The organism is Reyranella sp. GW821-FHT14A01 (assembly GCF_058803965.1).
Map to the genome: position 1 here is coordinate 148,350 of NZ_JBXAPM010000001.1, position 23,343 is coordinate 171,692.

29 protein-coding genes are annotated in these 23,343 nt (G+C 65.7%); 15 read left to right on the forward strand and 14 right to left on the reverse strand.

Going from position 1 to position 23,343, the window contains the following annotated elements:
- Positions 1-8: 8 nt before the first annotated feature.
- A complete protein-coding gene (locus AC1ROX_RS00745) occupies positions 9-563 on the reverse strand; it encodes a LemA family protein (RefSeq protein WP_493121474.1) in 555 nt (184 codons plus the stop codon).
- 64 nt (positions 564-627) lie between these two features.
- On the opposite strand from AC1ROX_RS00745, the gene AC1ROX_RS00750 reads away from it, so the two are divergent.
- On the forward strand, positions 628-1,095 hold the full coding sequence (locus AC1ROX_RS00750) for a nuclear transport factor 2 family protein (RefSeq protein WP_493121475.1): 468 nt from the start codon (positions 628-630) through the stop codon (positions 1,093-1,095).
- A 15-nt stretch (positions 1,096-1,110) separates the two neighbouring features.
- Here the strand turns inward: AC1ROX_RS00750 and dapD are convergent, their stop codons facing one another.
- Positions 1,111-1,950, reverse strand: a complete 840-nt coding sequence (gene dapD, locus AC1ROX_RS00755) for a 2,3,4,5-tetrahydropyridine-2,6-dicarboxylate N-succinyltransferase (protein WP_493121477.1) — start codon at positions 1,948-1,950, stop codon at positions 1,111-1,113.
- 75 nt (positions 1,951-2,025) lie between these two features.
- Here dapD and nudB point away from each other — a divergent pair, with 75 nt between their 5' ends.
- Genes nudB through AC1ROX_RS00775 form a run of 4 tightly spaced genes read left to right on the forward strand, consistent with a single transcriptional unit; the run spans position 2,026 to position 4,505 of the window.
- A complete protein-coding gene (gene nudB / locus AC1ROX_RS00760) occupies positions 2,026-2,466 on the forward strand; it encodes a dihydroneopterin triphosphate diphosphatase (RefSeq protein ID WP_493121479.1) in 441 nt (146 codons plus the stop codon).
- Positions 2,467-2,506: 40 nt separating this feature from the next.
- Positions 2,507-2,728 carry a FitA-like ribbon-helix-helix domain-containing protein gene (locus tag AC1ROX_RS00765; RefSeq protein ID WP_493121481.1) on the forward strand — a complete coding sequence of 74 codons (222 nt, stop codon included), beginning with the start codon at positions 2,507-2,509 and terminating at the stop codon, positions 2,726-2,728.
- Positions 2,725-3,117: a type II toxin-antitoxin system VapC family toxin gene (locus AC1ROX_RS00770; RefSeq protein WP_493121482.1), complete on the forward strand. Its 393-nt coding sequence runs from the start codon at positions 2,725-2,727 to the stop codon at positions 3,115-3,117. The genes AC1ROX_RS00765 and AC1ROX_RS00770 overlap by 4 nt, the downstream gene beginning before the upstream one ends.
- An 11-nt stretch (positions 3,118-3,128) precedes the next feature.
- Entirely contained in the window at positions 3,129-4,505 is a 1,377-nt protein-coding gene (locus AC1ROX_RS00775) for an MFS transporter (protein ID WP_493121484.1), read from the forward strand.
- A 93-nt stretch (positions 4,506-4,598) separates the two neighbouring features.
- Here the strand turns inward: AC1ROX_RS00775 and AC1ROX_RS00780 are convergent, their stop codons facing one another.
- Both AC1ROX_RS00780 and AC1ROX_RS00785 read right to left on the reverse strand, forming a co-directional pair.
- Positions 4,599-5,078 (reverse strand): VOC family protein, encoded by a 480-nt coding sequence (locus tag AC1ROX_RS00780; protein ID WP_493121485.1) that lies wholly within the window; start codon positions 5,076-5,078, stop codon positions 4,599-4,601.
- A gap of 11 nt (positions 5,079-5,089) precedes the next feature.
- Positions 5,090-5,803 (reverse strand): DUF1428 domain-containing protein, encoded by a 714-nt coding sequence (locus tag AC1ROX_RS00785; RefSeq protein ID WP_493121487.1) that lies wholly within the window; start codon positions 5,801-5,803, stop codon positions 5,090-5,092.
- Between the two features lie 57 nt (positions 5,804-5,860).
- Between AC1ROX_RS00785 and AC1ROX_RS00790 the strand changes: the two genes are divergently transcribed.
- Positions 5,861-6,301, forward strand: coding sequence for a MarR family winged helix-turn-helix transcriptional regulator (locus AC1ROX_RS00790; RefSeq protein ID WP_493122502.1), 441 nt, complete (start codon positions 5,861-5,863; stop codon positions 6,299-6,301).
- Between the two features lie 10 nt (positions 6,302-6,311).
- On the forward strand, positions 6,312-6,806 hold the full coding sequence (locus AC1ROX_RS00795; protein ID WP_493121488.1) for a GFA family protein: 495 nt from the start codon (positions 6,312-6,314) through the stop codon (positions 6,804-6,806).
- A 4-nt stretch (positions 6,807-6,810) separates the two neighbouring features.
- Here the strand turns inward: AC1ROX_RS00795 and nth are convergent, their stop codons facing one another.
- Positions 6,811-7,473 (reverse strand): endonuclease III, encoded by a 663-nt coding sequence (gene nth / locus AC1ROX_RS00800; RefSeq protein WP_493121490.1) that lies wholly within the window; start codon positions 7,471-7,473, stop codon positions 6,811-6,813.
- Between nth and AC1ROX_RS00805 the strand changes: the two genes are divergently transcribed.
- Positions 7,472-7,960, forward strand: coding sequence for a DUF2244 domain-containing protein (locus AC1ROX_RS00805; protein WP_493121492.1), 489 nt, complete (start codon positions 7,472-7,474; stop codon positions 7,958-7,960). The genes nth and AC1ROX_RS00805 overlap by 2 nt on opposite strands.
- Before the next feature lie 168 nt (positions 7,961-8,128).
- On the opposite strand, the gene dapB is transcribed toward AC1ROX_RS00805, so the two are convergent.
- The gene (dapB, locus tag AC1ROX_RS00810; RefSeq protein ID WP_493121493.1) at positions 8,129-8,926 is read right to left on the reverse strand and encodes a 4-hydroxy-tetrahydrodipicolinate reductase; all 798 of its coding nucleotides are present in this window, start codon (positions 8,924-8,926) and stop codon (positions 8,129-8,131) included.
- 58 nt (positions 8,927-8,984) lie between these two features.
- Between dapB and AC1ROX_RS00815 the strand changes: the two genes are divergently transcribed.
- Positions 8,985-9,254, forward strand: a complete 270-nt coding sequence (locus AC1ROX_RS00815) for a DUF3303 domain-containing protein (protein WP_493121495.1) — start codon at positions 8,985-8,987, stop codon at positions 9,252-9,254.
- Here AC1ROX_RS00815 and AC1ROX_RS00820 read toward each other — a convergent pair whose 3' ends face one another.
- The 3 genes from AC1ROX_RS00820 to AC1ROX_RS00830 are packed head-to-tail and all read right to left on the reverse strand — an operon-like array spanning position 9,255 to position 11,705.
- The gene (locus AC1ROX_RS00820; protein WP_493121497.1) at positions 9,255-9,659 is read right to left on the reverse strand and encodes a hypothetical protein; all 405 of its coding nucleotides are present in this window, start codon (positions 9,657-9,659) and stop codon (positions 9,255-9,257) included.
- A 10-nt stretch (positions 9,660-9,669) separates the two neighbouring features.
- Positions 9,670-11,130: a M81 family metallopeptidase gene (locus tag AC1ROX_RS00825; protein ID WP_493121499.1), complete on the reverse strand. Its 1,461-nt coding sequence runs from the start codon at positions 11,128-11,130 to the stop codon at positions 9,670-9,672.
- 2 nt (positions 11,131-11,132) lie between these two features.
- Positions 11,133-11,705 (reverse strand): DNA-3-methyladenine glycosylase I, encoded by a 573-nt coding sequence (locus AC1ROX_RS00830; RefSeq protein WP_493121500.1) that lies wholly within the window; start codon positions 11,703-11,705, stop codon positions 11,133-11,135.
- A gap of 37 nt (positions 11,706-11,742) precedes the next feature.
- On the opposite strand from AC1ROX_RS00830, the gene AC1ROX_RS00835 reads away from it, so the two are divergent.
- Entirely contained in the window at positions 11,743-12,462 is a 720-nt protein-coding gene (locus AC1ROX_RS00835) for a haloacid dehalogenase type II (protein ID WP_493121502.1), read from the forward strand.
- A 75-nt stretch (positions 12,463-12,537) separates the two neighbouring features.
- On the opposite strand, the gene AC1ROX_RS00840 is transcribed toward AC1ROX_RS00835, so the two are convergent.
- Genes AC1ROX_RS00840 through AC1ROX_RS00850 form a run of 3 tightly spaced genes read right to left on the reverse strand, consistent with a single transcriptional unit; the run spans position 12,538 to position 15,749 of the window.
- A complete protein-coding gene (locus tag AC1ROX_RS00840; protein WP_493121503.1) occupies positions 12,538-14,133 on the reverse strand; it encodes an ABC transporter substrate-binding protein in 1,596 nt (531 codons plus the stop codon).
- 13 nt (positions 14,134-14,146) lie between these two features.
- Complete coding sequence (locus tag AC1ROX_RS00845) at positions 14,147-15,544, reverse strand: amidase (RefSeq protein WP_493121505.1); 1,398 nt, start codon at positions 15,542-15,544, stop codon at positions 14,147-14,149.
- A gap of 10 nt (positions 15,545-15,554) precedes the next feature.
- Positions 15,555-15,749, reverse strand: a complete 195-nt coding sequence (locus AC1ROX_RS00850; protein WP_493121507.1) for a hypothetical protein — start codon at positions 15,747-15,749, stop codon at positions 15,555-15,557.
- Between the two features lie 151 nt (positions 15,750-15,900).
- Here AC1ROX_RS00850 and AC1ROX_RS00855 point away from each other — a divergent pair, with 151 nt between their 5' ends.
- Genes AC1ROX_RS00855 through AC1ROX_RS00875 form a run of 5 tightly spaced genes read left to right on the forward strand, consistent with a single transcriptional unit; the run spans position 15,901 to position 21,399 of the window.
- Entirely contained in the window at positions 15,901-17,505 is a 1,605-nt protein-coding gene (locus AC1ROX_RS00855) for an ABC transporter substrate-binding protein (RefSeq protein ID WP_493121508.1), read from the forward strand.
- Positions 17,506-17,537: 32 nt separating this feature from the next.
- Positions 17,538-18,491 (forward strand): ABC transporter permease, encoded by a 954-nt coding sequence (locus tag AC1ROX_RS00860; RefSeq protein WP_493121510.1) that lies wholly within the window; start codon positions 17,538-17,540, stop codon positions 18,489-18,491.
- A gap of 4 nt (positions 18,492-18,495) precedes the next feature.
- Entirely contained in the window at positions 18,496-19,404 is a 909-nt protein-coding gene (locus AC1ROX_RS00865) for an ABC transporter permease (protein ID WP_493121511.1), read from the forward strand.
- 1 nt (position 19,405) lies between these two features.
- Positions 19,406-20,440: an ABC transporter ATP-binding protein gene (locus tag AC1ROX_RS00870; RefSeq protein WP_493121513.1), complete on the forward strand. Its 1,035-nt coding sequence runs from the start codon at positions 19,406-19,408 to the stop codon at positions 20,438-20,440.
- On the forward strand, positions 20,437-21,399 hold the full coding sequence (locus tag AC1ROX_RS00875; protein ID WP_493121514.1) for an ABC transporter ATP-binding protein: 963 nt from the start codon (positions 20,437-20,439) through the stop codon (positions 21,397-21,399). The genes AC1ROX_RS00870 and AC1ROX_RS00875 overlap by 4 nt, the downstream gene beginning before the upstream one ends.
- 3 nt (positions 21,400-21,402) lie before the next feature.
- Here AC1ROX_RS00875 and AC1ROX_RS00880 read toward each other — a convergent pair whose 3' ends face one another.
- Together AC1ROX_RS00880 and dnaJ are read right to left on the reverse strand one after the other, a co-directional pair.
- Positions 21,403-22,167, reverse strand: a complete 765-nt coding sequence (locus AC1ROX_RS00880) for a bestrophin-like domain (RefSeq protein WP_493121516.1) — start codon at positions 22,165-22,167, stop codon at positions 21,403-21,405.
- On the reverse strand, positions 22,164-23,285 hold the full coding sequence (gene dnaJ / locus AC1ROX_RS00885) for a molecular chaperone DnaJ (protein ID WP_493121518.1): 1,122 nt from the start codon (positions 23,283-23,285) through the stop codon (positions 22,164-22,166). Before dnaJ ends, AC1ROX_RS00880 begins: the two co-directional genes overlap by 4 nt.
- Between the last annotated feature and the right edge of the window lie 58 nt (positions 23,286-23,343).

Consider the following 23,343-nt stretch of genomic DNA (forward strand, 5'->3'; position numbering starts at 1 on the left):
TTGCCCAATCAGCGTAGCGCGACCTTCGGCACTTCGCGCTCGCTCTCCGGCATGTTGAACAGGTCCATCGGCCCGAAGCCCAGCGATGCGGCGGCCAGCACGGCGGGGAAGCTCTGGCGGCGGGTGTTATAGGTGTTCACCGAGTCGTTGTAGAACTGGCGCGCGAAGGCGATCTTGTTCTCGGTGGTCGTGAGCTCTTCCTGGAGCTGCATGACATTGTCGTTGGCCTTGAGCTGCGGATAGTTCTCCATCAGCGCGAACAGGCCGTGCGTCGCCTGGCTGAGCGCCGCCTCGGCCGGCCCGGACTGTGCCGCGTTGCCGCTCGCCGTAACGGCGTTGTTGCGGGCCTGGATCACCTTGGTGAGCGTCTCCTGCTCGTAGCCCATGGCGTCCTTCACCACCTGCACCAGGTTGGGAATGAGATCGTGCCGACGCTTCAGCTGCACGTCGATCTGGCTCCACGCCGTCTGCGCCTGGTTGCGGCCGCCGACGAGGCCGTTATAGACGGCGATCAGCCACAGGCCGATGGCGACGACGATGCCGAGGAAGATCCATGAGCTCATGCCAGTTCTCCTTTGCCGCGGCCGCCAGTCTAGTCATGATTATGGCCGTACGGGAGGAATAAGCATGGATACGTCAGAACTGCTGAAATCGTTCTGCTCGGCCGTGGAGCGCCGCGACGGCAAGGGACTCGCGAGCCTCTTCACCGACGACGGCGTCTATCACGACGTGTTCTACGGCGACTTCAAGGGCCACGGGCGGATCGCCGAATTGATCGACGACTGGTTCTATCGCACTGCCCACGAGTTCCGCTGGGAGATGCACCGGCCGGTCAGCGACGGCAAGATGCTCTACGCCTATTACACGTTCAGCTACGTCTCGAAGCTGCCCGGTGCCGAAGGCAAGCGCGTCGGTTTCGAGGGCTGCTCGATGATGAAATTGCGAGACGGCAAGATCGCCGAGTATCGCGAGGTGGCCAATGTCGGCCCCGCCTTCGTCGAACTGGGCTTCGCGCCCGAACGCACGTCGAAGATCCTCGCCAAGGAGGGCGCGCATCTGCGGGCCCAGCCGGAGTGGAAGCGCCACGCCGGCTGACGCCCGTCGCGCGGGCTAGTCGCGCAGCAGTTCGTTGATCGAGGTCTTCGAACGCGTACGCTCGTCGACGGTCTTCACGATCACGGCGCAGTAGGTCGAGGGACGGTCCGGGCCGCCGCCGATGTTGCCGGGCACGACGACGGAGTACGGCGGCACCTTGCCGATGTGGATCTGGCCGGTCGAGCGATCGACCACCTTGGTGGTGGCGCTGATGAACACGCCCATCGAGAGCACCGCGCCGGTACCGACGATCACGCCCTCGACGACCTCGGAGCGGGCGCCGATGAAGCAATTGTCTTCGATGATGACCGGGTTGGCCTGCAGCGGCTCGAGCACGCCGCCGATGCCGACGCCGCCCGACAGGTGGCAGTTCTTGCCGATCTGGGCGCAGGAGCCGACCGTCGCCCAGGTGTCGACCATGGTGCCGGTATCGACATAGGCGCCGAGGTTCACGAAGGACGGCATCAGCACGACCGACGGGGCGATGTAGGAGCCGCGGCGCACGACCGAGCCGGGGACCGAGCGGTAGTTCGCCTTGGCGAAGCGGGCGGCATCCCAGCCGGTGGTCTTGAGCGGCACCTTGTCGAACCACGGTGCGGCGCCCATGCCCGGGAAGCTAGCGCCGCCGTCCATCGGGACCGAATCGTAGAGGCGGAAGGAGAGCAGCACGGCCTTCTTCAGCCACTGGTGCACGACCCACTCGTCGCCAAACTTCTCGGCGGTGCGGTAGGTGCCGTCGTCGAGGCCGGCGATCGCCGCCTCGACCGCGTCACGGACCTCGCCCTTGGTGGCGCTGTTGATGCCGTCACGCGCTTCCCATGCCGCGTCGATCGCGGTCTGCAGCTGCTTGCTCATCGAAAATCCCTCGAAAAATGCCGCCGGACCATAGCGTTGGGAGGCCCGGAGTCAATGTTCCGGCTATGCTGCTTCATGGCCTTCAAGATCCCCGAATCGGTGTTGGTGGTGGTCCATACGCCCCGGCTGGACGTGCTCTTGCTGGAGCGCACGGGGACGGGGCTATGGCAGTCCGTGACCGGCTCGCGCGAGCTGGACGACCCGGACCTCGAGGCGACGGCCCGCCGCGAGCTGCTGGAAGAGACCGGCCTCGCGGTCGGCACGCTCACGGATTGGCGACAGACCAACCGCTACGAGATCTGGGCGCAGTGGCGGGCGCGCTATGCGCCGGACGTCACCCACAATGTCGAGCACGTGTTCGGCTTCCAGGTCTCCGAGCAGACCGTGGCGACCCTCGATCCGGCCGAACATGTCGCCCAGCTCTGGCTGCCCTGGCAGGAGGCCATGAAGAAGGTCTTCTCGCCGACCAACCGGGACGCGATCTGGCAGCTCCAGCGGCGCGTCCCTGTTCGTTGACATGTGATGCACATGTGATTAGCGTTTTCGCATGTCGACAATGATCCAGATTCGCAACGTGCCCGACACGCTGCATCGCCGCCTCAAGTCGCGAGCGGCATTGGCCGGCATGTCCCTGTCCGACTATCTGCTGCAGCAGATCCGGGAAGTGGCTGAACAGCCGACGATCGAGGAACTACGTGCGCGGTTGGCACGTCGGTCGACCGTCGCGTTGCCTGTCGATACGGCGGATGCCGTGCGGGCCGAACGCGACAGCAGGTGATTGTCGTCGACGCTTCGGCCTTGCTCGAGGTCCTCTTGCGAACTCCCTTGGGTATTGCAGTAGAGGCCCGCTTGCTGAGCACGCCTGAGGCACTGCACGCACCACATCTCCTCGATGCGGAGATCGCGCAGGTCATTCGCCGATTTGCCTTGTCGGGGCATATCGATGAGGCGCGGGGACAGGCCGCCCTGGAAGACTTCATGGCGTTTCCCATTCGCCGGCATCGGCACGATTTCCTCTTGCCGCGCGTCTGGATGCTGCGAAACAACTTCAGCGCTTACGATGCGATGTATGTCGCCTTGGCCGAGGTGCTCGATGCTTCTCTCATCACCCATGATCGACGCCTGGCCGTTGGAGCTCGTCGGTACACACAAGTCGAACTCGTATGAGTATCCAGCCAATGAATGATTCTGGCCGTGAAGCCTCGAAGCTCGGCCAGTTCAGCTGGGCGTTGTTCGACTGGGCCAACCAGCCCTTCTTCACCATCATCACCACCTTCATCTTCGCGCCCTACTTCGCCAACGTGCTGGTGGGCGATCCGGTGAAGGGGCAATCGGCCTGGGCCTTCACGCAGTCGGCCTCGGGCATCCTGATCGCGCTGATGAGCCCCTTCCTCGGCGCCATGGCCGATGCCGGCGGCCGACGGAAGCCCTACATCTTCTTCTTCCAGCTCCTGCTCATGGTGGGATGCGCGGGCCTGTGGTTCGCCTATCCCAACCGGCCCGACCTCATCCTGCCGGTCAGCTGGGCCGTCATCCTGGCCACGATCGGCGCCGAGATGTCGATCGTGTTCAACAATTCCCAGCTCCCCAACATCGTGCGGCCCGAGCGCATGGGCTGGCTGAGCGGCTTCGGCTGGGGCCTGGGCTATTGCGGCGGCCTGGTCTCGCTGTTCGTGGTGCTCGCCGTGTCCATGCCCGCGATGTTCGGGCTCGCGGCATCGAACGACCGGCCGCTGTTCGGCCTCGATCCGGCGAGCCACGAGCTCGAGCGCCTGGTCGGTCCGGCATCGGCGCTGTGGATCATGATCTTCGTGCTGCCGATGTTCCTGTTCACGCCGGATTCCGCCGGTGCGCGCCGACAGCCGCTGCTCGTCGCCGCGCGCGAAGGCGGCCGCTCGCTCGTGTCGACGCTGAAACGCGTCCCGCGCTTCGGCAACGTGCTGCGCTATCTCATTTCCTTCATGCTCTACAATGACGGGCTCGCCGCCATCATCGCCTTCGGTGGCGTCTATGCCGCCGCGACCTTCGGCTGGAGCACGGTGACCCTAGGCATCTTCGGCATCATCCTGACCGTCTTCGCGATCCCCGGCGCCTTTCTCGGCGGCAAGCTCGACGACTGGATCGGCAGCAAGCGCACGGTGCAGTTCGCCATCGCCGGCGTGATCTTGGCGACGCTGGGCATCGTCGGCGTTACGGCCACGCATGTTCTTTTCTTCATACAGGTCGATCCGATCAGCCCGACACGCGGCCTGTTCGGGTCGGTGCAGGAGAAGACGCTGATGGGCTTCGCGCTGCTCCTCGGCTTCTGCATGGGGCCGATGCAGGCGGCCAGCCGCACCATGGTCGGCCGCATCGCGCCGCCCGGCATGACCGGCGAGTTCTACGGGCTGTTCGCGCTGTCGGGCCGCGCCACCGCGTGGATGGCGCCGCTCGCCATCGGCATCGTCACCACGGCGACCGACTCGACCCGCATCGGCATGGCCAGCGTGCTGTTCTTCCTGGTGCTCGGCTTCATCCTGCTGTGGAAGGTCCGCGAGGAGCGCGCCCAGGTTTGAGTTAGGCGATTGCTGGGGGCGCGCCACTCCAGTGGCGCGATCTTCCTGTGCAAGTGAATGACGCGCGACTGGGGTCGCGCGCCCCCAGCGAGTTCAGCCCTTCCGCGCCGCGTCGATCTTGGCGACGTCGATCTTCCGCATGTCCATCATCGCCTCGAAGGCACGCCTGGCCTCGTCGCCGCCGGCGGCCATCGCCTCGGTGAGCGTGCGCGGCGTAATCTGCCACGACAGGCCCCATTTATCCTTGCACCAGCCGCAGGCACTTTCCTGGCCGCCATTGCCCACGATGGCGTTCCAGTAGCGGTCGGTCTCTTCCTGGTTATCGGTCGCGATCTGGAACGAGAAGGCCTCCGTCTGCTTGAACACCGGCCCACCGTTGAGGCCGATGCAGGGGATGCCGCAGACCGTGAACTGGACGGTCAGCACGTCGCCCTTCTTGCCGGACGGGTAGTCGCTCGGCGCGCGGTGGACGGCGCTCACCTTGGTGTCGGGGAAGGTCTTTTCGTAGAAGCGGGCGGCTTCTTCCGCGTCCTTGTCGAACCAGATGCAGATCGTGTTCTTCGCGATGGCCATTACATCACCCCTTATACGTCGAGGATCGGGGAGAAGCCGCCGTAGATCATCCGCTTGCCGTCGAACGGCATCTGGTGGTTCTTCATGCGCTCGTCTTCCATCATCTTCTTCCAGCCTTCGTCGCGCACCTGCTTGGACGGCCATTCGACCCACGAATAGACGATCTTCTCGTCTTGCGTCGCCTTCACCGCGCCCTTGTAGTCGGTGACCTTGCCGTCGGGCACGCTGTCACCCCAGGTCTCGACGACGCGGACCGCGCCGCAATCCTTGAACACCGAAGCGGCCTTCTTCGCCATGTCGAGATAGGCCTGCTTGTTGCCGGCCGGCACCGCCGCGATGAAGCCGTCGACATAGCCGGTCTTGCCGCCCTTCGTGCCGGCCTCGTCGAGGATCGGCTGGAAGCCGGCGACGATCATGCGCTGGCCGTCGAAGGGCATGTCCATGTCATGCATGCGCGGATCGACCATGATCTTCTGATGGGCCGCCTCGGCCACTTCCTTGCTGGGAAACTCGATCCACGAGAAGACGACGATCTCGTCGGGCTTGGCTTTCACCGCGCCCTTGAAGTCGGTGAGCTTGCCGTCCGGCACGTCATCGCCCCAGGCCTCGACCTGGCGCGTCGCGCCGAATTCCTTGGCGATGGGCGAGAAGTCCGCGGCGGCCTTGCGATAGGCTTCCTTCTTGTCGGCTGGCACCGGCAGCACGAATCCTTGCACGTAGGTCATGATCGTTCCTCCTGGCTATGCCTTGACGAGATGGGTTGGTATCAACACAATTACCGCATGTCAAAGAATTTAACCGTTCGGTTAGATACAACGCTACACGTATACGATCGTTGCCTGTGCTTCGCCGCGCAGCGGACGGCGCGCGTGCTGGCGCGCCATTTCGACGATCTGCTCCGGCCGCTCGACCTCACCAACGGCCAGTTCTCGCTGCTGATGTCGCTCAACCGGCCTGAACCGGCGTCCATAGGGGCGATTGCGGATTTTCTGGCGATGGACCGCACGACGCTGACCGCGGCGCTGAAGCCGCTCGAGCGTCGTGACCTTGTGGAGACAAGAGTCGATCCGAAGGACCGCCGCGGCCGCCGGCTCGTGCTGACGCCCGCCGGCCATCGCCTGCTCCTCGCCGCGCTGCCCATCTGGCGGCGCGCGCACGCGAAGGTCGAGAAGCTGGTCGACGATCCCGATGCGCTGCGTGCCGGCCTGCGGGCCCTTGCATGAGGATGGGCGCATGACGCTCCTCGCCTGTTCCTGCGGCAAGGTCGAGTACGAAGCGACCGAGCCCGCGATCCTGTCCGTCGTCTGCTACTGCGACGATTGCCAGGAGGCCGGCCAACGTATCGAGGCGCTGCCCAACGCGCCGCCGGTGCTCGAGGCCGATGGTGGTACCGCCTGCGTCCTCTATCGCAAGGATCGCGTCCGCTGCACGCGCGGCGCCGAACTCGTGACGAAGCTCAAGCTGCGCGACAAGACGGCGACGAACCGGCTGGTCGCCACCTGCTGCAATTCGGCGCTGGCGATGAGTTTCGACGATTCGAAGCACTGGATGCCGCTGTTTCGCGCCCGTCTGCGCGGCGCCGTGCGCCCGCTCGACATGCGCATCTGCACCAAGTTCGCCCCCCACCCGGACAAGATCCCGAAGGACGTGCCGGCCCACAAGAGCTTCGCCTTCAGCTTCATCGCGAAGCTATTGGGCGCCCGGCTCGCGATGCTGTTCGGACGCTAGCGCCTTACGCGGCGACGGTCTTGCCCTTGAAGGTGCAGAGGTCGTTCACGACACAGGCGGGACAGAGCGGCGTGCGTGCCTTGCAGGTGTAGCGGCCATGCAGGATCAGCCAGTGATGCGCGTGCAGCCGGTATTCCTCGGGCACGCGCTTCAGCAGCTTGAGTTCGACCTGCAGCGGGTTCTTGCCCGGCGCCAGGCCGGTGCGGTTGCCGACGCGGAAGATGTGCGTGTCGACGGCGATGGTCGCCTCGCCATAGGCCACGTTCATTACCACGTTGGCGGTCTTGCGGCCGACGCCCGGCAGCGCCTCCAGCTCCTCATGGGTGCGCGGCACCTCGCCGCCGTGCCGCTCCAGCAGCAGGTGGCTGAGCGCGATCACGTTCTTGGCCTTGTTGCGGAACAGGCCGATCGTCTTGATGTGGTCGATCAGCTTCTGCTCGCCGAGTGCGACCATTTCCGCCGGCGTCTTGATGAACTTGAACAGCGGCCCGGTGGCGCGGTTCACGCCGACATCGGTGGCTTGCGCGGAGAGCACGACGGCCACCAGGAGCTGGTAGACATTGTCGTATTCCAGTTCCGTCTCGGGTTCCGGCATCGCCTTCTTGAGACGTGCAAAGAACTCGGGGATGACGGCGGTCTTCATCAGGGCCATATAGCTTCTTACCATGACCGAAGGGCCTCTTCCGGCGGTTCATTTCGCCACCTCGCTGAGCCCGCACCGCAGCCTGTCTGCGGAGGGCTTCCGCTTTGTCATGCTGGGCGCCGTCGCCGCCAACCTGGTGATCGGCCTGCCCCTGTTCATCATGGGCGCCTGGCCGGTCTTCGGCTTCATGGGCCTCGACGTCTTCCTCCTGTGGTGGCTGTTCAAGCGCAGCTATCTCGACGCGCGGCGCAGCGAGACCCTGCTGCTGACCGACCGCGAGCTGGTCGTGGTGAGGGTCGCGCCCGATGGCGAACGTGAGGAGCTGCGGCTCGACGCCTATTGGCTGAAGGTCGAGGCGACCGAGGAGCGCCTGGTGGTAACCTCCAGAGGTAACCGCGCCGTGATCGGCCGCTTCCTCGGCCCCGAGGAACGCCTGCGCGTGACGGAGCAACTCAAGGCGGCCATCGCCGACATGCGCGCGCCGCGTTACGACCACGCCTGGGACGAGTAGGTTTCGCTCACTCCCCTGACCATGCCCTCTCCGCCCGCTGCGCGGCGGAGAGGACTTAGGAGGCGGTTGAAAACGTCGAAGTTCCGGCGAGCAAACGCAATAAACGAAACAAACGAAACGAACGAATCGAAGGAGGCAGCTCCCGAATCGCGGTAACCCGGTAACGGATCAAAGCCCCAGCACGTCCTTCATGCCGTACAGCCCGGGCTTCCTGCCCTCCAGCCACTTGGCCGACGTCACCGCGCCCGCCGCATAGGTTTCGCGACTGAAGGAGCGGTGGTTGAGTTCGAGCCGTTCGCCGGCGGCCGCGAAGTAGACCGTGTGCACGCCCACCTCCTCGCCGCCGCGCAGGGTCGCGAAGCCGATCTCGCCGGTCGGCCGCGCGCCGGTATGGCCGTCGCGGCTCTTGCGCCAGACCTCTTCGAGCTGGACCTTGCGGCCCGCCGCCGCCGCGCGGCCGAGCGCCAGTGCAGTCCCTGAGGGCGCGTCGATCTTGTGGCGATGGTGCATCTCCAGCACCTCGATGTCGTAGCTGGGGTCGAGCATCGACGCGGTCTTCTCGACCAGCGCCAGCAGGATGTTGACGCCCAGCGCCATATTGGCCGCCCACATGATCGGCACCTTCTTCGCCGCGTCCTGGATCAGCTTGGTCTGGATCGGATCGAGGCCGGTCGTGCCGATCACCATGGCGACGCCGTTCTCGCTGGCGACCTTGGCATGAGCGACGGTCGCCTCCGGCACGGTGAAGTCGATCACGCAGTCGGCGGCGATGATGGCGGCGGCGCTGTCGTCGCCGATCAGCACGCCGTTGGGTTCCAGCCCCGCGACTTCGCCCGCATCCTTGCCCAGCGCCTTGCTGCCCGGCCTCTCACTGGCGGCGGCCAGCGACACGCCCTCGGTGCGTGCGATCTGGCGGACCAGCATCTGGCCCATGCGCCCCGAGGCGCCGACGACGGCGATCTTCATTTCGTTCCCCATAAAATTACTTAGCGTAAACTAACGATTTCAAGGCGAAGGGGAATACATGCTCTTCATGGTCGTCGAGAAGTTCAAGAACCAGGACGGCAAGGCCGTCTATCGCAAGCTCCAGAAGGGCCGCGGCCTGCCCGACGGTCTCGAATTCGTCGCGAGCTACGTGACCGCCGATCTCGGCCGCTGCTTCCAGCTCATGCGCACCGACGACATCACCACCTTCCAGCGCTGGATCGCCGACTGGCAGGAGGTCGTCGAGTTCGAGGTCGTGCCTGTCGTCGAAGGCAAAACGACCCGCGAGGCGCTGGAGCCGCTGCTCTGATCAGGATGGCGTACTGTCCGTCGTGTCCAGGAACAGCGCCAGTACGATCAAAGCGACGGCCAGGACGATGAAGCAGGATACCAGCAGCCAGATGACGAAGCCGAGGGACCATTTCCGCAGCGTGCCCGCTTTCCACGCCCGATACTTGTAACGCGTGCTGTTGACGTAGGCGCCTGCCACGATCGGCAGGTAGAGAAGGAACCCGCCGAAGGCCATCAGCAGCATCACGCCCTGCAGCGCATTGGCGAAGGCTTCGAGGACGGGGTTCGAGCACCTGACATAGGTCCCGTCGAGCTGGCTGCAATCGAACATCAGCCCGATGAGGGTGATCGGAGGCAGGACGACCAGGAAACCCAGGATGCTGTCCGACAGGATTTCGCATCGCCGGGGTGTCAGATTGAGCATCGGGTCTCCGCTACTTCCAGGGATCCGCCACCTTGGGCCAGAACGGCGTCTTGCGCTTGGTGTAAGGCCAGCGGGTGACGTCGGGGTCGGCGGCGCCGGGGGTGGCGACGTAGAGGATCTCCTTCGCGACGCCGACGAAGCCGTTATAGAAATGCTGCGCCGACTTCACGATGACGACGCGGTAGTCGGCCGGTTCGGCGCCGACCGCGCGGAAGGCATCGGCGTGGAAGGTCTGGTTGCGGCGCGTGCAGATCGCGATGTCGACATGCTCCGACGACAGCAGCGCCATGTCGCCCAGCGGCGACATCACCGGCCCGTAGGGCTGGAAGACGTTGCGGGCGATCTTTTTCACCGTGACGTCGAGGTCGACCGGATCGCCGCTCACCGCGCCCGACTTGCCGCCCAGCCGCATGCGGATGCGCGCGCCCTCGCCCGCCTCCTCGGCGATCTGGAAGGCCATCGGGTCCCACATCACGCCGAACAAAGCCGGGCCGATCTCGCGCTCGATCAGCGCCTTCAGCACGAAGGTCGAATCGCCCGGCGCGCCGGAGCCGGGATTGTCGGCGCGGTCGGCCAGCACGAGCGGGCCCTGGTTGTGCGAGGCGGCGCGGTCCATCGCCTCGGCGACGGTCAGGTACTTGGTGGCGTAGCGCTCGCGATTGTCCCACAGCTCGCCGGCGAGCTGCTTTGCCAGCGCCTCGGCCTTTTCCATGTCGCCGTCGGCCACCACGAGCGTGCGCGTGCCGACATCCTCCACGTCGGCGAAGGAGAAGCCGTGGCTCAGCGACACCGAGAGGATGCCGTCCTTGCCTTCGAGGCTCTTCATGCGCACCACGAATTCGCTGATCGGCGGCACGGAGGTGCGGTACTGCGCGATCATGCGGCAGTCGTAGCGCGCCATGACCGGCTTCACCTTGCCCTCCACCGTGTCGGCGATGATGGCGAACAGTTCGGCGGCGCGCTCCATCGTGTCGGTGTGCGGGTATTCCTTGTAGCCGACCAGCACGTCGGCGCTCTCGAGCATCAGGGCGCTCAGATGACAGTGCAGGTCGAACTCGGCGCCGATCGCGACCTTGGGTCCGACGATGGCGCGGATGCGCGCCAGCAGATCGCCCTCGCAGTCGTCATAGCCGTCGGCCACCATGGCGCCGTGCACGTTGATCAACACGGCATCGAGCGGCATTGCGGCCTTCACGCCCTCCAGGATCTCGTCGCGGAAATCCTCGTAGACCTTGCGCACGGTTGTCCCTGACGGTGCTGCAAAGGTCGAGAGGCCCTCGATCACCGTCCAGCCGCGCTTCTCCGTCTCCTTGCGCCAGACATGCACCGGTGCGGTGAAGTTGGTCGGCTCATGCTTGGTGGCGTCGCCGTGCCAGATGCCATGCTCCTGGTAGCCGCGCCGGCCAGTCGGGAAGGGCACGAACTGGTTGGTCTCGGTCCCGAGGGCCGCGATGTAGACACGCTTGGTCACGATTACTCCTTGGCGCAGTGGCAGCCCACGACATGGTCGTCGACCATGCCCGAGGCTTGCATGAAGGCGTAGCAGATGGTGGAGCCGACGAACTTGAAGCCGGCCTTCTGCAGGGCCTTCGACATGGCGTCGCTTTCGGCGGAACGGGCGGGAACGCCCTTGAGGGTCTTCGGGCGGTTCTTCTTCGGCTTGCCGCCGACGAAGCTCCACAGGAACTTCGAGAAGGAGCCCTCGCGCTCCTTCAGCGCGAGATAGGCCTGGGCGTTGCTCACACTGGCTGCGATCTTGCCCTTGTGGCGGATGATGCCGGGATCGAGCAGCAGCTTCTCCAGCTTCGCAGGGCGATACCGCGCGATCTTCTCCGGATCGAACCCATCATAGACCTTGCGATAGTGCTCGCGCTTGCGAAGCACCGTGATCCACGAAAGCCCGGCCTGGCAGCCTTCCAGGGTCAGGAGCTCGAACAAAGCGCGATCGTCTCGGATCGGCCGGCCCCATTCCGTGTCGTGGTATTCCTGGTAGAGCGGATCGTCGGACACCCAGCCGCATCTTGGCTTGCCGTCCGCGCCGCTCACTCTATCGTGCTTCCAAACCATGTGAGGAAGCTACCCAATGTCCAACGTCCCCGCCAATCTGAAGGTCTGCATTTTCGATGTCTTCGGCACCGTCGTCGATTGGCGCGGCAGCCTGATCCAGGATCTGCCCGCGCTCGGCAAGAAATACGGCATCGACACCGACTGGACGAGCTTCGCTGACGACTGGCGCGGCCTCTACCAGCCGCAGATGACGCGGGTGCGCAAGAAGGAGATCCCCTGGACGCGCATCGACGACCTGCACAAGGAAGCTTTCGAGATGCTCCTGAAGAACCGCGGCCTCAAGCATCCCGGCGAGGAAGGCGCGTGGGAGTTCACGCATCTCTGGCACAGACTGCGGCCGTGGCCCGATTCGGTCGAGGGCATCGGCATGATGAAGAAGAAGTACGTCGTGGCCACGCTCAGCAACGGCAATGTCGCGCTGCTGATCAACATGGCCAAGAATGGCGGCATTCCCTGGGACCACTGCTTCTCGGGCGAGACCTTCCATCACTACAAGCCCGACCCCGAGGCCTATCTCGGCGTCGTCGACAGCATGTACGTGAAGCCCGAGCAGGTGATGTTGGTCGCCGCGCACAACAACGACCTGGCGGCGGCGCAGAAGAGCGGCCTGTCGACCGGCTTCGTCCTGCGACCCAACGAGCACGGCCCGAACCAGAAGCGCGACCTCAAGGCCGAGGGCGACTGGAACGCCGTCGGCACCTCGATGATCGATCTCGCGAAGAAGCTTGGGTGCTGAGGAAAGGTCCCTCGCTGTGCTCGGGATGACACCATCTTTGTCATCCCGAGGCCGAAGGCCGAGGGACCTTGGGTCTCAAACCCCGATCGTCGTCAAATCCTGGAACCAGTGCTGGGCCTGGATGTAGGACTTGATCTTGGGCGACAGCGCGTGCGGGTTGGTGTCGTGGACGACCCAGATCAGGACCGCGTCGTCGACCACCTTCTCGTGGACCTTGGCCATGATCGCGTCCTGCTTGGCCGGGTCGAACTCCGCCAGCGCCTGGTCGATCAGCTTGTCCACCTCCGGGCTGGCATAGTTGCTCCAGTTCACGCCGACGGGTGCCGCCTGGTTGGAGGCGAAGAAGCGCGTGAAGGCGTAGAGCGGATCCGACGTCACATAGGCGATGTTGTTGGCGGTGACGTCCTTGTTCATCTCGGCCTTGGCACCGGCGCGCCATGCCGTGTAGAGCGCCTCGAGCTCGACGACCTTGAAGTCGAGGTCGATGTAGACGTCCTTGAACATCTGCTGGATCGCCTCGTTCATCGGCAGCGACAGCATCTGGCCGCTGCCGCCCGAGGCCACCACGAACTTGGTCTTGAGCGGCTGGGCCTTGCTGAAACCGGCATCGCTCATCAGCTTGCGCGCATCATCCGGCGCGAACTTGATCTCGAAGCTCGGTTTGCCGAACCACGGGCTCGACTTGTCGACCTGGCCGAAGGCTGGCTGGGCAAGGCCGCCCAGCAGCTGCACGATGGCGTTGCGGTCGATCGCGAGGTTGGCGGCCTTGCGCAGGCGGATGTCGGTCCACGGCGAGCCCGGCAGCATCGACGGGTGATAGTTCCAGACGTGCGGCGTCACGTTCTGCACGATCTTCATGCCGGCCTTGGTCAGGCGATCGACCGTGTCGGGCGTCGGCGTCTCGATCAGGTCGACCTGGCCCGACAGCAGCGCCGCCGTGCGCGTCGAGCCTTCGGGCGCGACCACCAGGATCATGCGGTCTGCCTTGGGAATGCGCTTGGGGTTCCAATACGCCTCGTTCTTGACCAGCTCGGCGCGCTCGCGCGGCACCAGGCGCGCGAGCTTGAACGGACCGGTGCCCGACGGCTCGGACGCGAACTTGTTCCAGTCCTTGCCGAGCTTCTCGAACTGCGCCGGGCTCGACACCAGGAACCAGAGCATCTGATAGGGGAAGAGCGCGTCGACCACCTTGGTCTTCACCTCGACGGTCATGTCGTCGATCTTCCTGTAGCTCGCGACCGACGGCAGGCGCGGCCGCACCTGCGAGGCCTGGCGCTGGTCGAACTGCGGGGACTTGGTGTCGAACACCTTGTCGAAGTTCCAGATCACGGCGTCGGCGTTGAAGGCGGAGCCGTCATGGAACTTCACGCCGTCGCGCAGCTTGAAGGTCCACAGGGTCTTGTCGGCGTCGCTGACCTTCCACTCGGTGGCGAGGCCGGGGATCAGCTTGCCCGGCCGGTCGGAGATGTCCATCTCCCAGGCGACCAGCGGATCGTAGAGCGTATAGCCGGTGAACTTGTAGGCACCGGCGCCGCGGTCGGGCTGGCCCGTGGTGAGCGGCACGTCGGCCATCGAGATGCCGAAGCGCACGACCTTCTCCTGCGCGAAGGCAGGGATCGGCAAGGCGGTCAGGGCGCCAGCGGCGATGAAGGTACGACGGGTCACGCTCATTGTAGGGCTCCTGTCAGAGTTTCGGTCGGTGCGAACGCCACGGCGTGGCGCGTTCGTAGGCAGCACCGGCGGCGAGGACGCTGGCCTCGTCGAAGGGACGGCCGGCCAGCTGGAAGGCGAGCGGCATGCCGTCGGCGCCAAAGCCGCAGCACACGGCGGCAGCGGGCTGGCCGGTGACGTTGAACGGCATGCTGAGCGAGGGCTTGCCGAGGAAGTGGAAGACCGGCGCCGGCTCTTCGAAGATCTCCGGCGCGCCCCACTGGTTGGCCGTCATCACGAGGTCGTAGCCGCGCATCGCCTCGCGCGTGTCCTGCTGCAGCTTGCGGCGGAAGCGCAACGCCGACATGTACTGCTCGGCCGAGAGGAAGGCGCCGAGCTGGAAGCGCCGCCGCGTCGTGTAGCCGAACTTCTCCGGCCGCTCGATGACGTCGCGGCGATGGATGGCGTGCGCCTCGGCCGTGATGATGACGCGGCCGCAGATGTGATAGTCGCGGATGTCGGGGAAGATCACCTCGTCGACCGTGGCGCCGAGGTCGCGCATCACGCGCACGGCCTCTTCCATGCCCTTGGCCATGTCTTCCGAGAGTTTGCCGTCGGGGCCTTCGTACCAGCTCCGCGCCAGCGCGATGCGCAGGCCCTTGATCGGGCGTTGCGCCGCCGCGCCGTAATCGACCCTGGGCGCGCGCGCCGAGGCCTGATCGTTGGGATCGTGGCCCGCCAGCACGTCGAGCATCAGCGCGCAGTCCTCGGTCGTCCAGGCCATGGGCCCGGCCGTGTCGAGGCTGAAGGAGAGCGGGAAGATTCCGCAGCGGCTGACCAGGCCATAAGTCGGCTTGATGCCGGCCGTGGCGCAGTAGCCCGCCGGATTGCGGATCGAGCCGCCGGTATCGGAGCCCATGGCGCCCATGCACAGCGCCGCCGCGATCGCGGCGCCCGAGCCGCTGGAGGAGCCGCCGGGCTGGAAGGCGGTGTTCCACGGGTTGCGCACCGGCGGGAACGGCTGGTCTTGCGTCATCGCGCCGTTGGCAAATTCGTGCGTGCCGAGCTTGCCCAGGATGACCGCGCCGCCGGCCTTCAGGCGCCGCACCGTCTCGGCGTCGATCGCCGGCACATAGTCGATCTTGAGATGCGAATGGCCGGTCGTCTTGATGCCGGCCGTCTCGTAGATGTCCTTCAGCCCGATCGGGATGCCGTGCATCGGCCCGCGCCTGAGGCCGCCGCTCATCTCCATGTCGGCCTGGCGCGCGGCGTTCAGCGCGACGTCGGCGGTGACGAGGACGTAGCTGGAGAGGGTGCGATCGACGGTTGCGATGCGCGCGAGGAAGGCTTCGGTGAGCTTCGTGGAGGTGAGTTCGCCGCGCGCCATCAGGCGGCCGGCCTCGGCAATACCGAGCGTCGTGAGATCAGTCATGGGATGGGTACTACTCGTCGGCGCGGAAAACTTGCGGCGGTTCGGCGGCCCAGGCCCAACGCTCGGGAATGCGCTCCATCAGGCCGAGCAGGCCCACATAGCCCTTGTGCAGGTGGCCGATATCTTCCTCGGTCAGAGTGAGACCGGTCAGCGCGGCGCGTGCCCGAAACTCATCGAGCGTCGGCGCCTTGGTCGACGATGTCATGAAATCCCTCCGCGACGCTTGCGCATGCAATCGACATGCCGCGTCGCCCGTTTGCGCCCTCGCCGTGCGTTGGCTTGGCCCTTGCATGACCGGGAGGGCAAGCGTCTCGCGTTGGGGTTGCCGACGGGATCGCCAAATCGGGGAGTAGTGAATGTTCAAGCGCCTTCGCGTCGCCGTCGCCGGCCTGGGTATCCTCGCAGCGACTGCAACGCCTGCCTTCTCGCAGGGCACTCTGCGCATCGGCATGACAGCCGCCGACATCCCGCTGACGACGGGCCAGCCCGATCAAGGATTCGAGGGTTTCCGCTTCGCCGGCTACACGATCTATGACGCACTCGTGAACTGGGACCTGTCGAAGTCGGACACGATCGCCGACATCCGGCCCGGCCTCGCTCTGTCCTGGGCGCCGGTCGAGGGCGAGCCCACCAAGTGGATCTTCAAGCTGCGCGAAGGCGTGAAGTTCCACGACGGGTCGGACTTCGATGCCGACGCCGTGATCTGGAACCTCGACAAGATCCTGAACGACAAGTCGCCGCAGTTCGACAGCAAGCAGCTGGCGCAGGTGCGGGCGCGCATTCCGACTTTGGTCGGATACAAGAAGATCGACAAGAACACGGTCGAGCTCACGACCCGCATCGTGAACTCGCTGTTCCCCTACGACATGTCCTACGTCTTCTATTCGAGCCCGGCCAACTGGGAGAAGCAGGGCAAGGACTGGAACAAGGTCGCGCTGAACCCGTCGGGCACCGGCCCGTTCAAGGTCGACAGGGTCGTGCCGCGCGAGCGCATGGAACTGTCGCGCAACGCCGACTACTGGGAAAAGGCGCGCGTGCCGAAGCTCGACAAGGTGATCCTGTTCCCGATGCCGGAGGCAGCGACCCGCACGGCGGCGCTGCTGGCCGGCCAGGTCGACTGGATCGAGGTGCCCGCCCCTGACGCCATTCCGCGCCTCAAGCAGGGCGGCATGGCCATCGTGACCAACAAGTATCCGCACAACTGGGCCTACCAGCCCAGCATGATCGAAGGCTCGCCGTGGACCGACATCCGCGTGCGCAAGGCGGCCAACCTCGCCATCGACCGTGCCGGCATCAACAAGCTGCTGGGCGGGCTGATGATCGAGTCCAAGGGCCATGTCTATCCGGGCCATCCGTGGTTCGGTTCGCCCACCTTCGACATCAAGTACGATCCGGCCGCGGCCAAGAAGCTGCTGGCCGAGGCGGGCTACAGCGCCACCAAGAAGCCCAAGATCAAGATCGCGATCTCGACCTCGGGCTCGGGCCAGATGCTGCCGCTGCCGATGAACGAATACGTGCAGGAGAACCTGAACGCCGCCGGCTTCGACACCTCGTTCGAGGTCATGGAGTGGAACGCACTGGTCACCTTCGCCTTCCAGCCGGTCACCGGCGAGGCGGCCAAGAAGGCCGGCGTCAACGGCGTCAACATCAGCCGCGCCCTGGTCGATCCCTATTCGGCCTTCACGCGCCTGATGAACAGCAACTTCGTGCCGCCGGTCGGTGCCAACTGGGGCATCCTGAAGGACGAGAAGCTCGATGCCATGATCAACAAGGCGCACACGAGCTTCGACAAGGCCGAGCAGACCAAGGCGCTGGCCGACGCGCACAGCTACATCGTCGACCAGTCCTACTGGATCTGGATCGCGCACGATCTCAATCCGCGCGCCATGAGCCCCAAGGTGAAGGGCTTCGTGCAGGCGCAGAGCTGGTTCCAGGACCTGACGCCGATCGAAATCAAATAACTCGATAGCAAAGAAGAGAGAGGCGGGCCGCAATGCTCCTGTATGCCCTACGCCGCCTGATCTACCTGGTCCCTGTCGCGTTCGGCGTGTCGCTGCTCGTCTTCGCGCTGGTGCACCTCGCGCCGGGCGATCCGATCTCGGCGATCGTGCCGCCGGATGCGCCGAAGGAAGTCGTCGACAAGCTCAAGGAGTATTACGGCTTCGACCAGCCGCTGCCGGTGCAATACCTGCGCTGGCTCGGCGTCACCTTGACCGGCGATCTCGGCACCTCGATCGGTACCGGCCGTTCGGTCGCGTCCGAGGTCGGCAGCGCCTTCGGCAACACCATCATCCTGGCCATCGCCGCGACACTGCTCGCTTTCACCCTGGCGGTGATCCTGGGAACGGCAGCGGCCTACGCCAAGTCGCGCATCGTCGACCGGCTGGTGACCCTGATCTCGCTGATCGGCGTCAGCGTGCCCCATTTCTGGCTGGCGATCGTGCTGGTCATCATCTTCGCCGTCGAGCTGGGCGTGCTGCCGCCGATGGGCATCGGGCCGGAGAACTCCACCGGCTGGCGCTTCGATCGCGCCCATCTCGCCCACATGGTGCTGCCGACCATCGCGCTCTCGGTGATCCCGCTCGGCGTCGTGACCCGCACGGTGCGTTCCACCGTCAAGGAAACGCTCAGCATGGAGTTCGTGACGGCGCTGCAGGCCAAGGGCATGCGCGACAGCCGGATCCTGTTCCATGTGCTGAAGAACGCCGCCCCGACCTGCCTCGCCGTCATGGGCCTGCAGGCCGGCAACCTGATCGGCGGCTCGATCCTGATCGAGACGGTGTTCGCCTGGCCGGGCACCGGCTTCCTGCTGAACAGCGCCATCTTCCGCCGCGACCTGCCGATCCTGCAGGGCACGACTCTGGTGCTGGCCGGCTTCTTCATGCTGCTCAACCTGACCGTGGACATCATCCAGACCATGGTCGATCCCCGAATCAAGCGAGGCTGAACCCATGGCCCTGCAAAGCCCTTCGCTCGACGTTGGCGGCGCCGTCCTGGTGGCGCCGAAGCCCACCGCGGCCGGCCGCGGCTACTGGCAATCGGTCGGCCGGCGCCTGCGCCGCGATCCGGTCACGCTGGCCTGCGCAGCCGTCCTGATCCTGCTGGTGCTGGCCTCGATCGCCGCGCCGTATCTCAATCTGGCCGATCCCTACAAGACGTCGATGCTGCGCCGCCTCAATCCGATCGGCTCGCCCAACAACTGGCTGGGCACGGATGAGCTGGGGCGCGACATGTTTGCCCGCCTGATCTATGGCGGCCGGCTGTCGCTGTTCATGGGCGTGACGCCGGTCGTATTCGCCCTGCTGATCGGCGGCAGCCTGGGCATTCTCGCCGGCTTCGTCGGCGGCAAGACCAACATGGCGATCATGCGCGTCATGGACGTGTTCTATGCCTTCCCGTCGGTGCTGCTGGCGATCTCGCTGTCGGGCGCCATGGGCGCGGGCACCGAAAACACGCTGCTATCGCTCACTTTGGTGTTCATCCCGCCGATCTGCCGGGTCTCGGAGAGTGTCACCACTCAGGTGCGCGGCTTCGACTTCGTCGACGCCGCCAAGGCGAGCGGCGCCTCGGCCTTCACCATCGTGCGGGTCCATGTGCTGGGCAACGTGCTGGGCCCGATCCTGGTCTATGCGACGTCGCTGATCAGCGTGGCGATCATCCTGGCCGCGGGCCTGAGCTTCCTCGGCCTCGGCGTGAAGCCGCCGGAGCCGGAATGGGGCCTGATGCTGAACACGCTGCGCCAGGCGATCTACGTCAACCCGGTCCTCGCGGCGCTGCCCGGCGTGATGATCTTCATCACCTCGATCTGCTTCAACCTGATGAGCGATGGCCTGCGCGCGGCCATGGACGTGAAGGCCTGACATGGACACGCTGGTTCCCATCGAGGATCGCGGCGGCCCGGCCCAGCCGCTGCTGCTGGCCACCGGCCTGCGCAAGCACTTCCCGGTCGCCGGCGGGCTTCTGGGACGAACCACCAAGGTCGTGCGCGCCGTCGACGATCTCACCCTCTCGGTCGCCAAGGGCGAGACCCTGGGCGTGGTGGGAGAGTCGGGCTGCGGCAAGTCGACGGTGGCGCGCCTGCTGATCCGCCTGATCAAGCCGGACAAGGGCACGATGGTGCTCGACGGCGATCCGGTCGACGAGCCGCACGGCATCACGGTGAACGAGCTGCGCCGCCAGGTGCAGATGGTGTTCCAGGATTCCTATGCCTCGCTCAACCCGCGGCTCACCATCGCCGAGACCTTGGCCTTCGCGCCACGCGCGCACGGGCTGCCGGCGGCCGAGGCGCGCGAGAGGGTGCGCGACCTTTTGAGCAAGGTCGGTCTCGATCCGGCCAACTACGCCACCCGCTATCCGCACGAACTGTCGGGCGGCCAGCGCCAGAGGGTGAACATCGCGCGCGCCCTGGCACTCAGGCCGCGGCTGATCATCCTCGACGAGGCGGTGTCGGCGCTCGACAAGTCGGTCGAGGCGCAGGTGCTGAACATGCTGGTCGACCTCAAGACCGAGCTCGACCTCACCTATGTGTTCATCAGCCACGACCTCAACGTCGTGCAGTATCTCAGCGACCGCGTGCTGGTCATGTATCTCGGCAAGATCGTCGAGCTGGGTCCGGTCGAGGCGATCTACGGCAATCCGCAGCATCCCTATACGCGCGCGCTCCTGTCGGCGCGGCCGTCGATGGATCCGCGCAAGCGAACCAAGGAGGCGCCGATCCAGGGCGATCCGCCCAATCCGATCGATCCGCCCTCGGGCTGCCGGTTCCGCACGCGCTGCCCCTTCGCCGAGGACGTCTGCGCCCGCACCGAGCCGCTGCTGGCCGATACCGGACACCAGGCCGTGGCCTGCCATATGCGCGTGTCGGGTTCGGGACATTCAAAGGCGATGGCGGCATGACGAATATGCTCGAGGTCCGGGATCTTCACGTCACCTTCGTCACGCCCGACCGAACAGTGCATGCCGTCAACGGCGTCAGCTTCGACCTGGCGCGCGGCGAGACGCTGGGCATCCTGGGCGAATCCGGCTCGGGCAAGAGCGTCACCCTGCGCTCGATCCTGCGGCTGCATCCCGAGCATCGCACGCGCTGGTCCGGCAGCATCAAGCTCGAGGGCGACGAAGTCCTCGACATGGGCGCCAAGGCGCTGTCGGACCTGCGAGGGCAACGGGTCTCGATGATCTTCCAGGAGCCGGCGACGGCCTTCGATCCGGTCTTCACCATCGGCCAGCAGATCGCCGAGACGGTCCGCCGTCACACCGGCAAGAGCGAGACCGAGGCGATGAAGCGCGCCAAGGACCTGCTGGAGATGGTGCGCATTCCCTCGCCGGCGCAGCGGCTCAAGGCCTACCCGCACGAGATGTCGGGCGGCATGCGCCAGCGCGCCATGATCGCGCTCGCGCTGTCCTGCAATCCGACGCTTCTGCTGGCCGACGAGCCGACCACGGCGCTCGACGCCACGGTGCAGATCCAGGTGCTGCTGCTGATTCGCGAGCTGCAGCGTGAGTTCAATCTCGGCGTCATCTTCGTCACCCACGATATCGGGGTGGCCGTCGAGGTCTCCGACCGGATCGGCGTCATGTATGCCGGCAAGCTGGTGGAGATGGCCCCGGTCGAGCGCATGGTCGATGCACCCCAGCACCCCTACAGCCGCGGCCTGCTGGCCTCGACGGTGCACGACGGCATGCGCGGGCAGCGTCTCGAATCCATTCCCGGCGCGCCGCCCGATCTCGCGGAAGTCCCGGCCGGCTGCAGCTTCGCGCCGCGCTGCAAGTTCGTGCGCCCCGATTGCACGACGGCGGTGCCGTCCCTGCGCGACGTCGAGGCCGCGCACGCGGTGCGCTGCGTGCTGGCGGCGTGAAGCCTATGATTTAAGGCTGCTCAACACGTTGCCCAGGGAAGCCTTGGGCTCGTGCGGGATGAAGTTCTGGAACGGCGAATCGAAGACCGCCGCGAAGGCCAGGCACACGCTGAAGGCGATCGTGAACAGGCTAATGGAAACCCGCATCGCCCGCCGCGGGCCGCCGACATGGACGAGCATCAGAGCGATCTGCGTCAGCGCGCCGAAGATCACCATCGCGAGCCTCTTGATCGGCAGGGTACCGTCGTCTGCGAGGTGTGCCCGATCGTCGCGCGCTTTCATCATGTCGCGAGCCTCGTTGATCAGCAGCGCGCGTGACGCAGGGTCGAGGCGTGGCTCGCGCACGATGGCGGTGACAAGCTCGGCAAAGGCCTGCTCGGTCCGGGCGCTGGCCGCCGCGATCATCGTCCCGCGATTCATCTCGGTGCTGGACGACTCGAGATAGGCTCTCAGCTTCGGCACCACGGTCATCTCGACGTCCATCGCATTCGCGGTGTGGGCAATGAGCTGGGCGGCGTTGGTTTCGTCGCTGACCAGGCGCCGCGCGTGGACGTCCTTTTCCCAGGCATCGCTGGCCAGCAGGGCGGCATACAGGCTGAACAGGATCGCGACAGCGCCGAAATAGGGCGCCACGATCCCCTTGCAGGACTGGATCGGCGCCGCCAGCGGGCCACGCGCTTCCGCCGCCAGGATGATGATCGCCAACAGGACCGGGATGGCAACCGCCAGCGCGAGTTGCCAGCCGAAGCCCAGTCCCAGTTGGCTCATCCGCCGAACATCTCCTTCACCTTGCTGAAGAAGCCTTCGGATTCGGGACTGGTCTTGCCGGCCTTCTCGAATTCCTTGAGCAGTTCCTTCTGCTTCGAGGTGAGGTTGGTCGGCGTCTCGACGTTGATCTCGATGTACATGTCGCCGCGCTGGCTGGAGCGCACGATCGGCATGCCCTTGCCGCGCATGCGGAACTGGTGGCCGCCCTGCGCTCCGGCCGGGATGTTGATGCGCGCCATCTTGCCGTCGAGCGTCGGCACCTCGATGTTGCCGCCCAAGGTCGCCTGCACCATCGAGATCGGCACGCGGCAATGCACGTCGGCACCCTCGCGTTCGAACAGCTGGTGGCGGCGTACCGACAGGAACACGTAGAGATCGCCGGCAGGGCCGCCGCGCGCGCCCGCTTCGCCTTCGCCGGTCAGGCGAATGCGCGTACCGTCCTCGACGCCGACCGGAATGTTGACCTTGAGCGTCTTCTCGCGACGCACGCGGCCCTGGCCCGCGCAGTTCTTGCACGGCTTGTCGATGATCTGGCCCGCGCCATGGCAGGTATGGCAGGTGCGCTCGACGGTGAAGACGCCCTGGCGGGCCCTGATCCGGCCCTGGCCCTGGCAGGTCGGGCATTGCTGCGGCTTGGACCCGGCCTCGGCACCGCTGCCGTGGCAGACGTCGCAGGAAACGGAGCTCGGCACGCGCACCGTGGCCTCGGTGCCGCCATAGGCCTGTTCCAGCGTGATCTCGAGATTGAAGCGCAGGTCCTGGCCGCGCATGTCGGCGCGCCCGCCGCGTCCGCGCGCACCGTTGGCGCCGAACATCTCCTCGAAGATGTCGCCGAATACCGAGCCGAAATCGAAACCCTGTCCGCCCTGGAACGGACCGCCGGGACCCGCGCCGCCCTCGAAGGCGGCGGGTCCATAGCGGTCGTAGGCGGCACGCTTCTCCGGATCCTTCAGGATGTCGTAGGCGTGGTTGATTTCCTTGAACTTCCGTTCCGCCTCGGCGTTACCGTCATTGCGGTCCGGATGAAACTGCATGGCGAGCTTGCGATACGCCTTCTTGATGTCGTCGGCACTGGTCGTGCGACTGACTCCAAGCAGCTCGTAAAAGTCCTGCGACATAGTTTTCTACGCAGCCCCCACTGGCCCCTTACAGATCGGCCTCCCGCTCGCGCGGGAG

Coding starts and splice junctions, on each gene's coding strand:
- AC1ROX_RS00795 (WP_493121488.1), top strand. CDS start 6,312: ATGACGCTCCTCGCCTGTTCCTGCGGCAAGGTCGAGTACGAAGCGACC.
- AC1ROX_RS00765 (WP_493121481.1), top strand. CDS start 2,507: ATGATCCAGATTCGCAACGTGCCCGACACGCTGCATCGCCGCCTCAAG.
- AC1ROX_RS00780 (WP_493121485.1), bottom strand. CDS start 5,078: ATGGCCATCGCGAAGAACACGATCTGCATCTGGTTCGACAAGGACGCG.
- AC1ROX_RS00870 (WP_493121513.1), top strand. CDS start 19,406: ATGGACACGCTGGTTCCCATCGAGGATCGCGGCGGCCCGGCCCAGCCG.
- AC1ROX_RS00805 (WP_493121492.1), top strand. CDS start 7,472: ATGACCGAAGGGCCTCTTCCGGCGGTTCATTTCGCCACCTCGCTGAGC.
- AC1ROX_RS00855 (WP_493121508.1), top strand. CDS start 15,901: ATGTTCAAGCGCCTTCGCGTCGCCGTCGCCGGCCTGGGTATCCTCGCA.
- AC1ROX_RS00875 (WP_493121514.1), top strand. CDS start 20,437: ATGACGAATATGCTCGAGGTCCGGGATCTTCACGTCACCTTCGTCACG.
- dapB (WP_493121493.1), bottom strand. CDS start 8,926: ATGAAGATCGCCGTCGTCGGCGCCTCGGGGCGCATGGGCCAGATGCTG.
- AC1ROX_RS00835 (WP_493121502.1), top strand. CDS start 11,743: ATGTCCAACGTCCCCGCCAATCTGAAGGTCTGCATTTTCGATGTCTTC.
- AC1ROX_RS00865 (WP_493121511.1), top strand. CDS start 18,496: ATGGCCCTGCAAAGCCCTTCGCTCGACGTTGGCGGCGCCGTCCTGGTG.
- AC1ROX_RS00815 (WP_493121495.1), top strand. CDS start 8,985: ATGCTCTTCATGGTCGTCGAGAAGTTCAAGAACCAGGACGGCAAGGCC.
- AC1ROX_RS00775 (WP_493121484.1), top strand. CDS start 3,129: ATGAATGATTCTGGCCGTGAAGCCTCGAAGCTCGGCCAGTTCAGCTGG.
- AC1ROX_RS00880 (WP_493121516.1), bottom strand. CDS start 22,167: ATGAGCCAACTGGGACTGGGCTTCGGCTGGCAACTCGCGCTGGCGGTT.
- nudB (WP_493121479.1), top strand. CDS start 2,026: ATGGCCTTCAAGATCCCCGAATCGGTGTTGGTGGTGGTCCATACGCCC.
- dnaJ (WP_493121518.1), bottom strand. CDS start 23,285: ATGTCGCAGGACTTTTACGAGCTGCTTGGAGTCAGTCGCACGACCAGT.
- nth (WP_493121490.1), bottom strand. CDS start 7,473: ATGGTAAGAAGCTATATGGCCCTGATGAAGACCGCCGTCATCCCCGAG.
- AC1ROX_RS00850 (WP_493121507.1), bottom strand. CDS start 15,749: ATGACATCGTCGACCAAGGCGCCGACGCTCGATGAGTTTCGGGCACGC.
- AC1ROX_RS00745 (WP_493121474.1), bottom strand. CDS start 563: ATGAGCTCATGGATCTTCCTCGGCATCGTCGTCGCCATCGGCCTGTGG.
- dapD (WP_493121477.1), bottom strand. CDS start 1,950: ATGAGCAAGCAGCTGCAGACCGCGATCGACGCGGCATGGGAAGCGCGT.
- AC1ROX_RS00750 (WP_493121475.1), top strand. CDS start 628: ATGGATACGTCAGAACTGCTGAAATCGTTCTGCTCGGCCGTGGAGCGC.
- AC1ROX_RS00845 (WP_493121505.1), bottom strand. CDS start 15,544: ATGACTGATCTCACGACGCTCGGTATTGCCGAGGCCGGCCGCCTGATG.
- AC1ROX_RS00860 (WP_493121510.1), top strand. CDS start 17,538: ATGCTCCTGTATGCCCTACGCCGCCTGATCTACCTGGTCCCTGTCGCG.
- AC1ROX_RS00840 (WP_493121503.1), bottom strand. CDS start 14,133: ATGAGCGTGACCCGTCGTACCTTCATCGCCGCTGGCGCCCTGACCGCC.
- AC1ROX_RS00790 (WP_493122502.1), top strand. CDS start 5,861: ATGTCAAAGAATTTAACCGTTCGGTTAGATACAACGCTACACGTATAC.
- AC1ROX_RS00820 (WP_493121497.1), bottom strand. CDS start 9,659: ATGCTCAATCTGACACCCCGGCGATGCGAAATCCTGTCGGACAGCATC.
- AC1ROX_RS00785 (WP_493121487.1), bottom strand. CDS start 5,803: ATGACCTACGTGCAAGGATTCGTGCTGCCGGTGCCAGCCGACAAGAAG.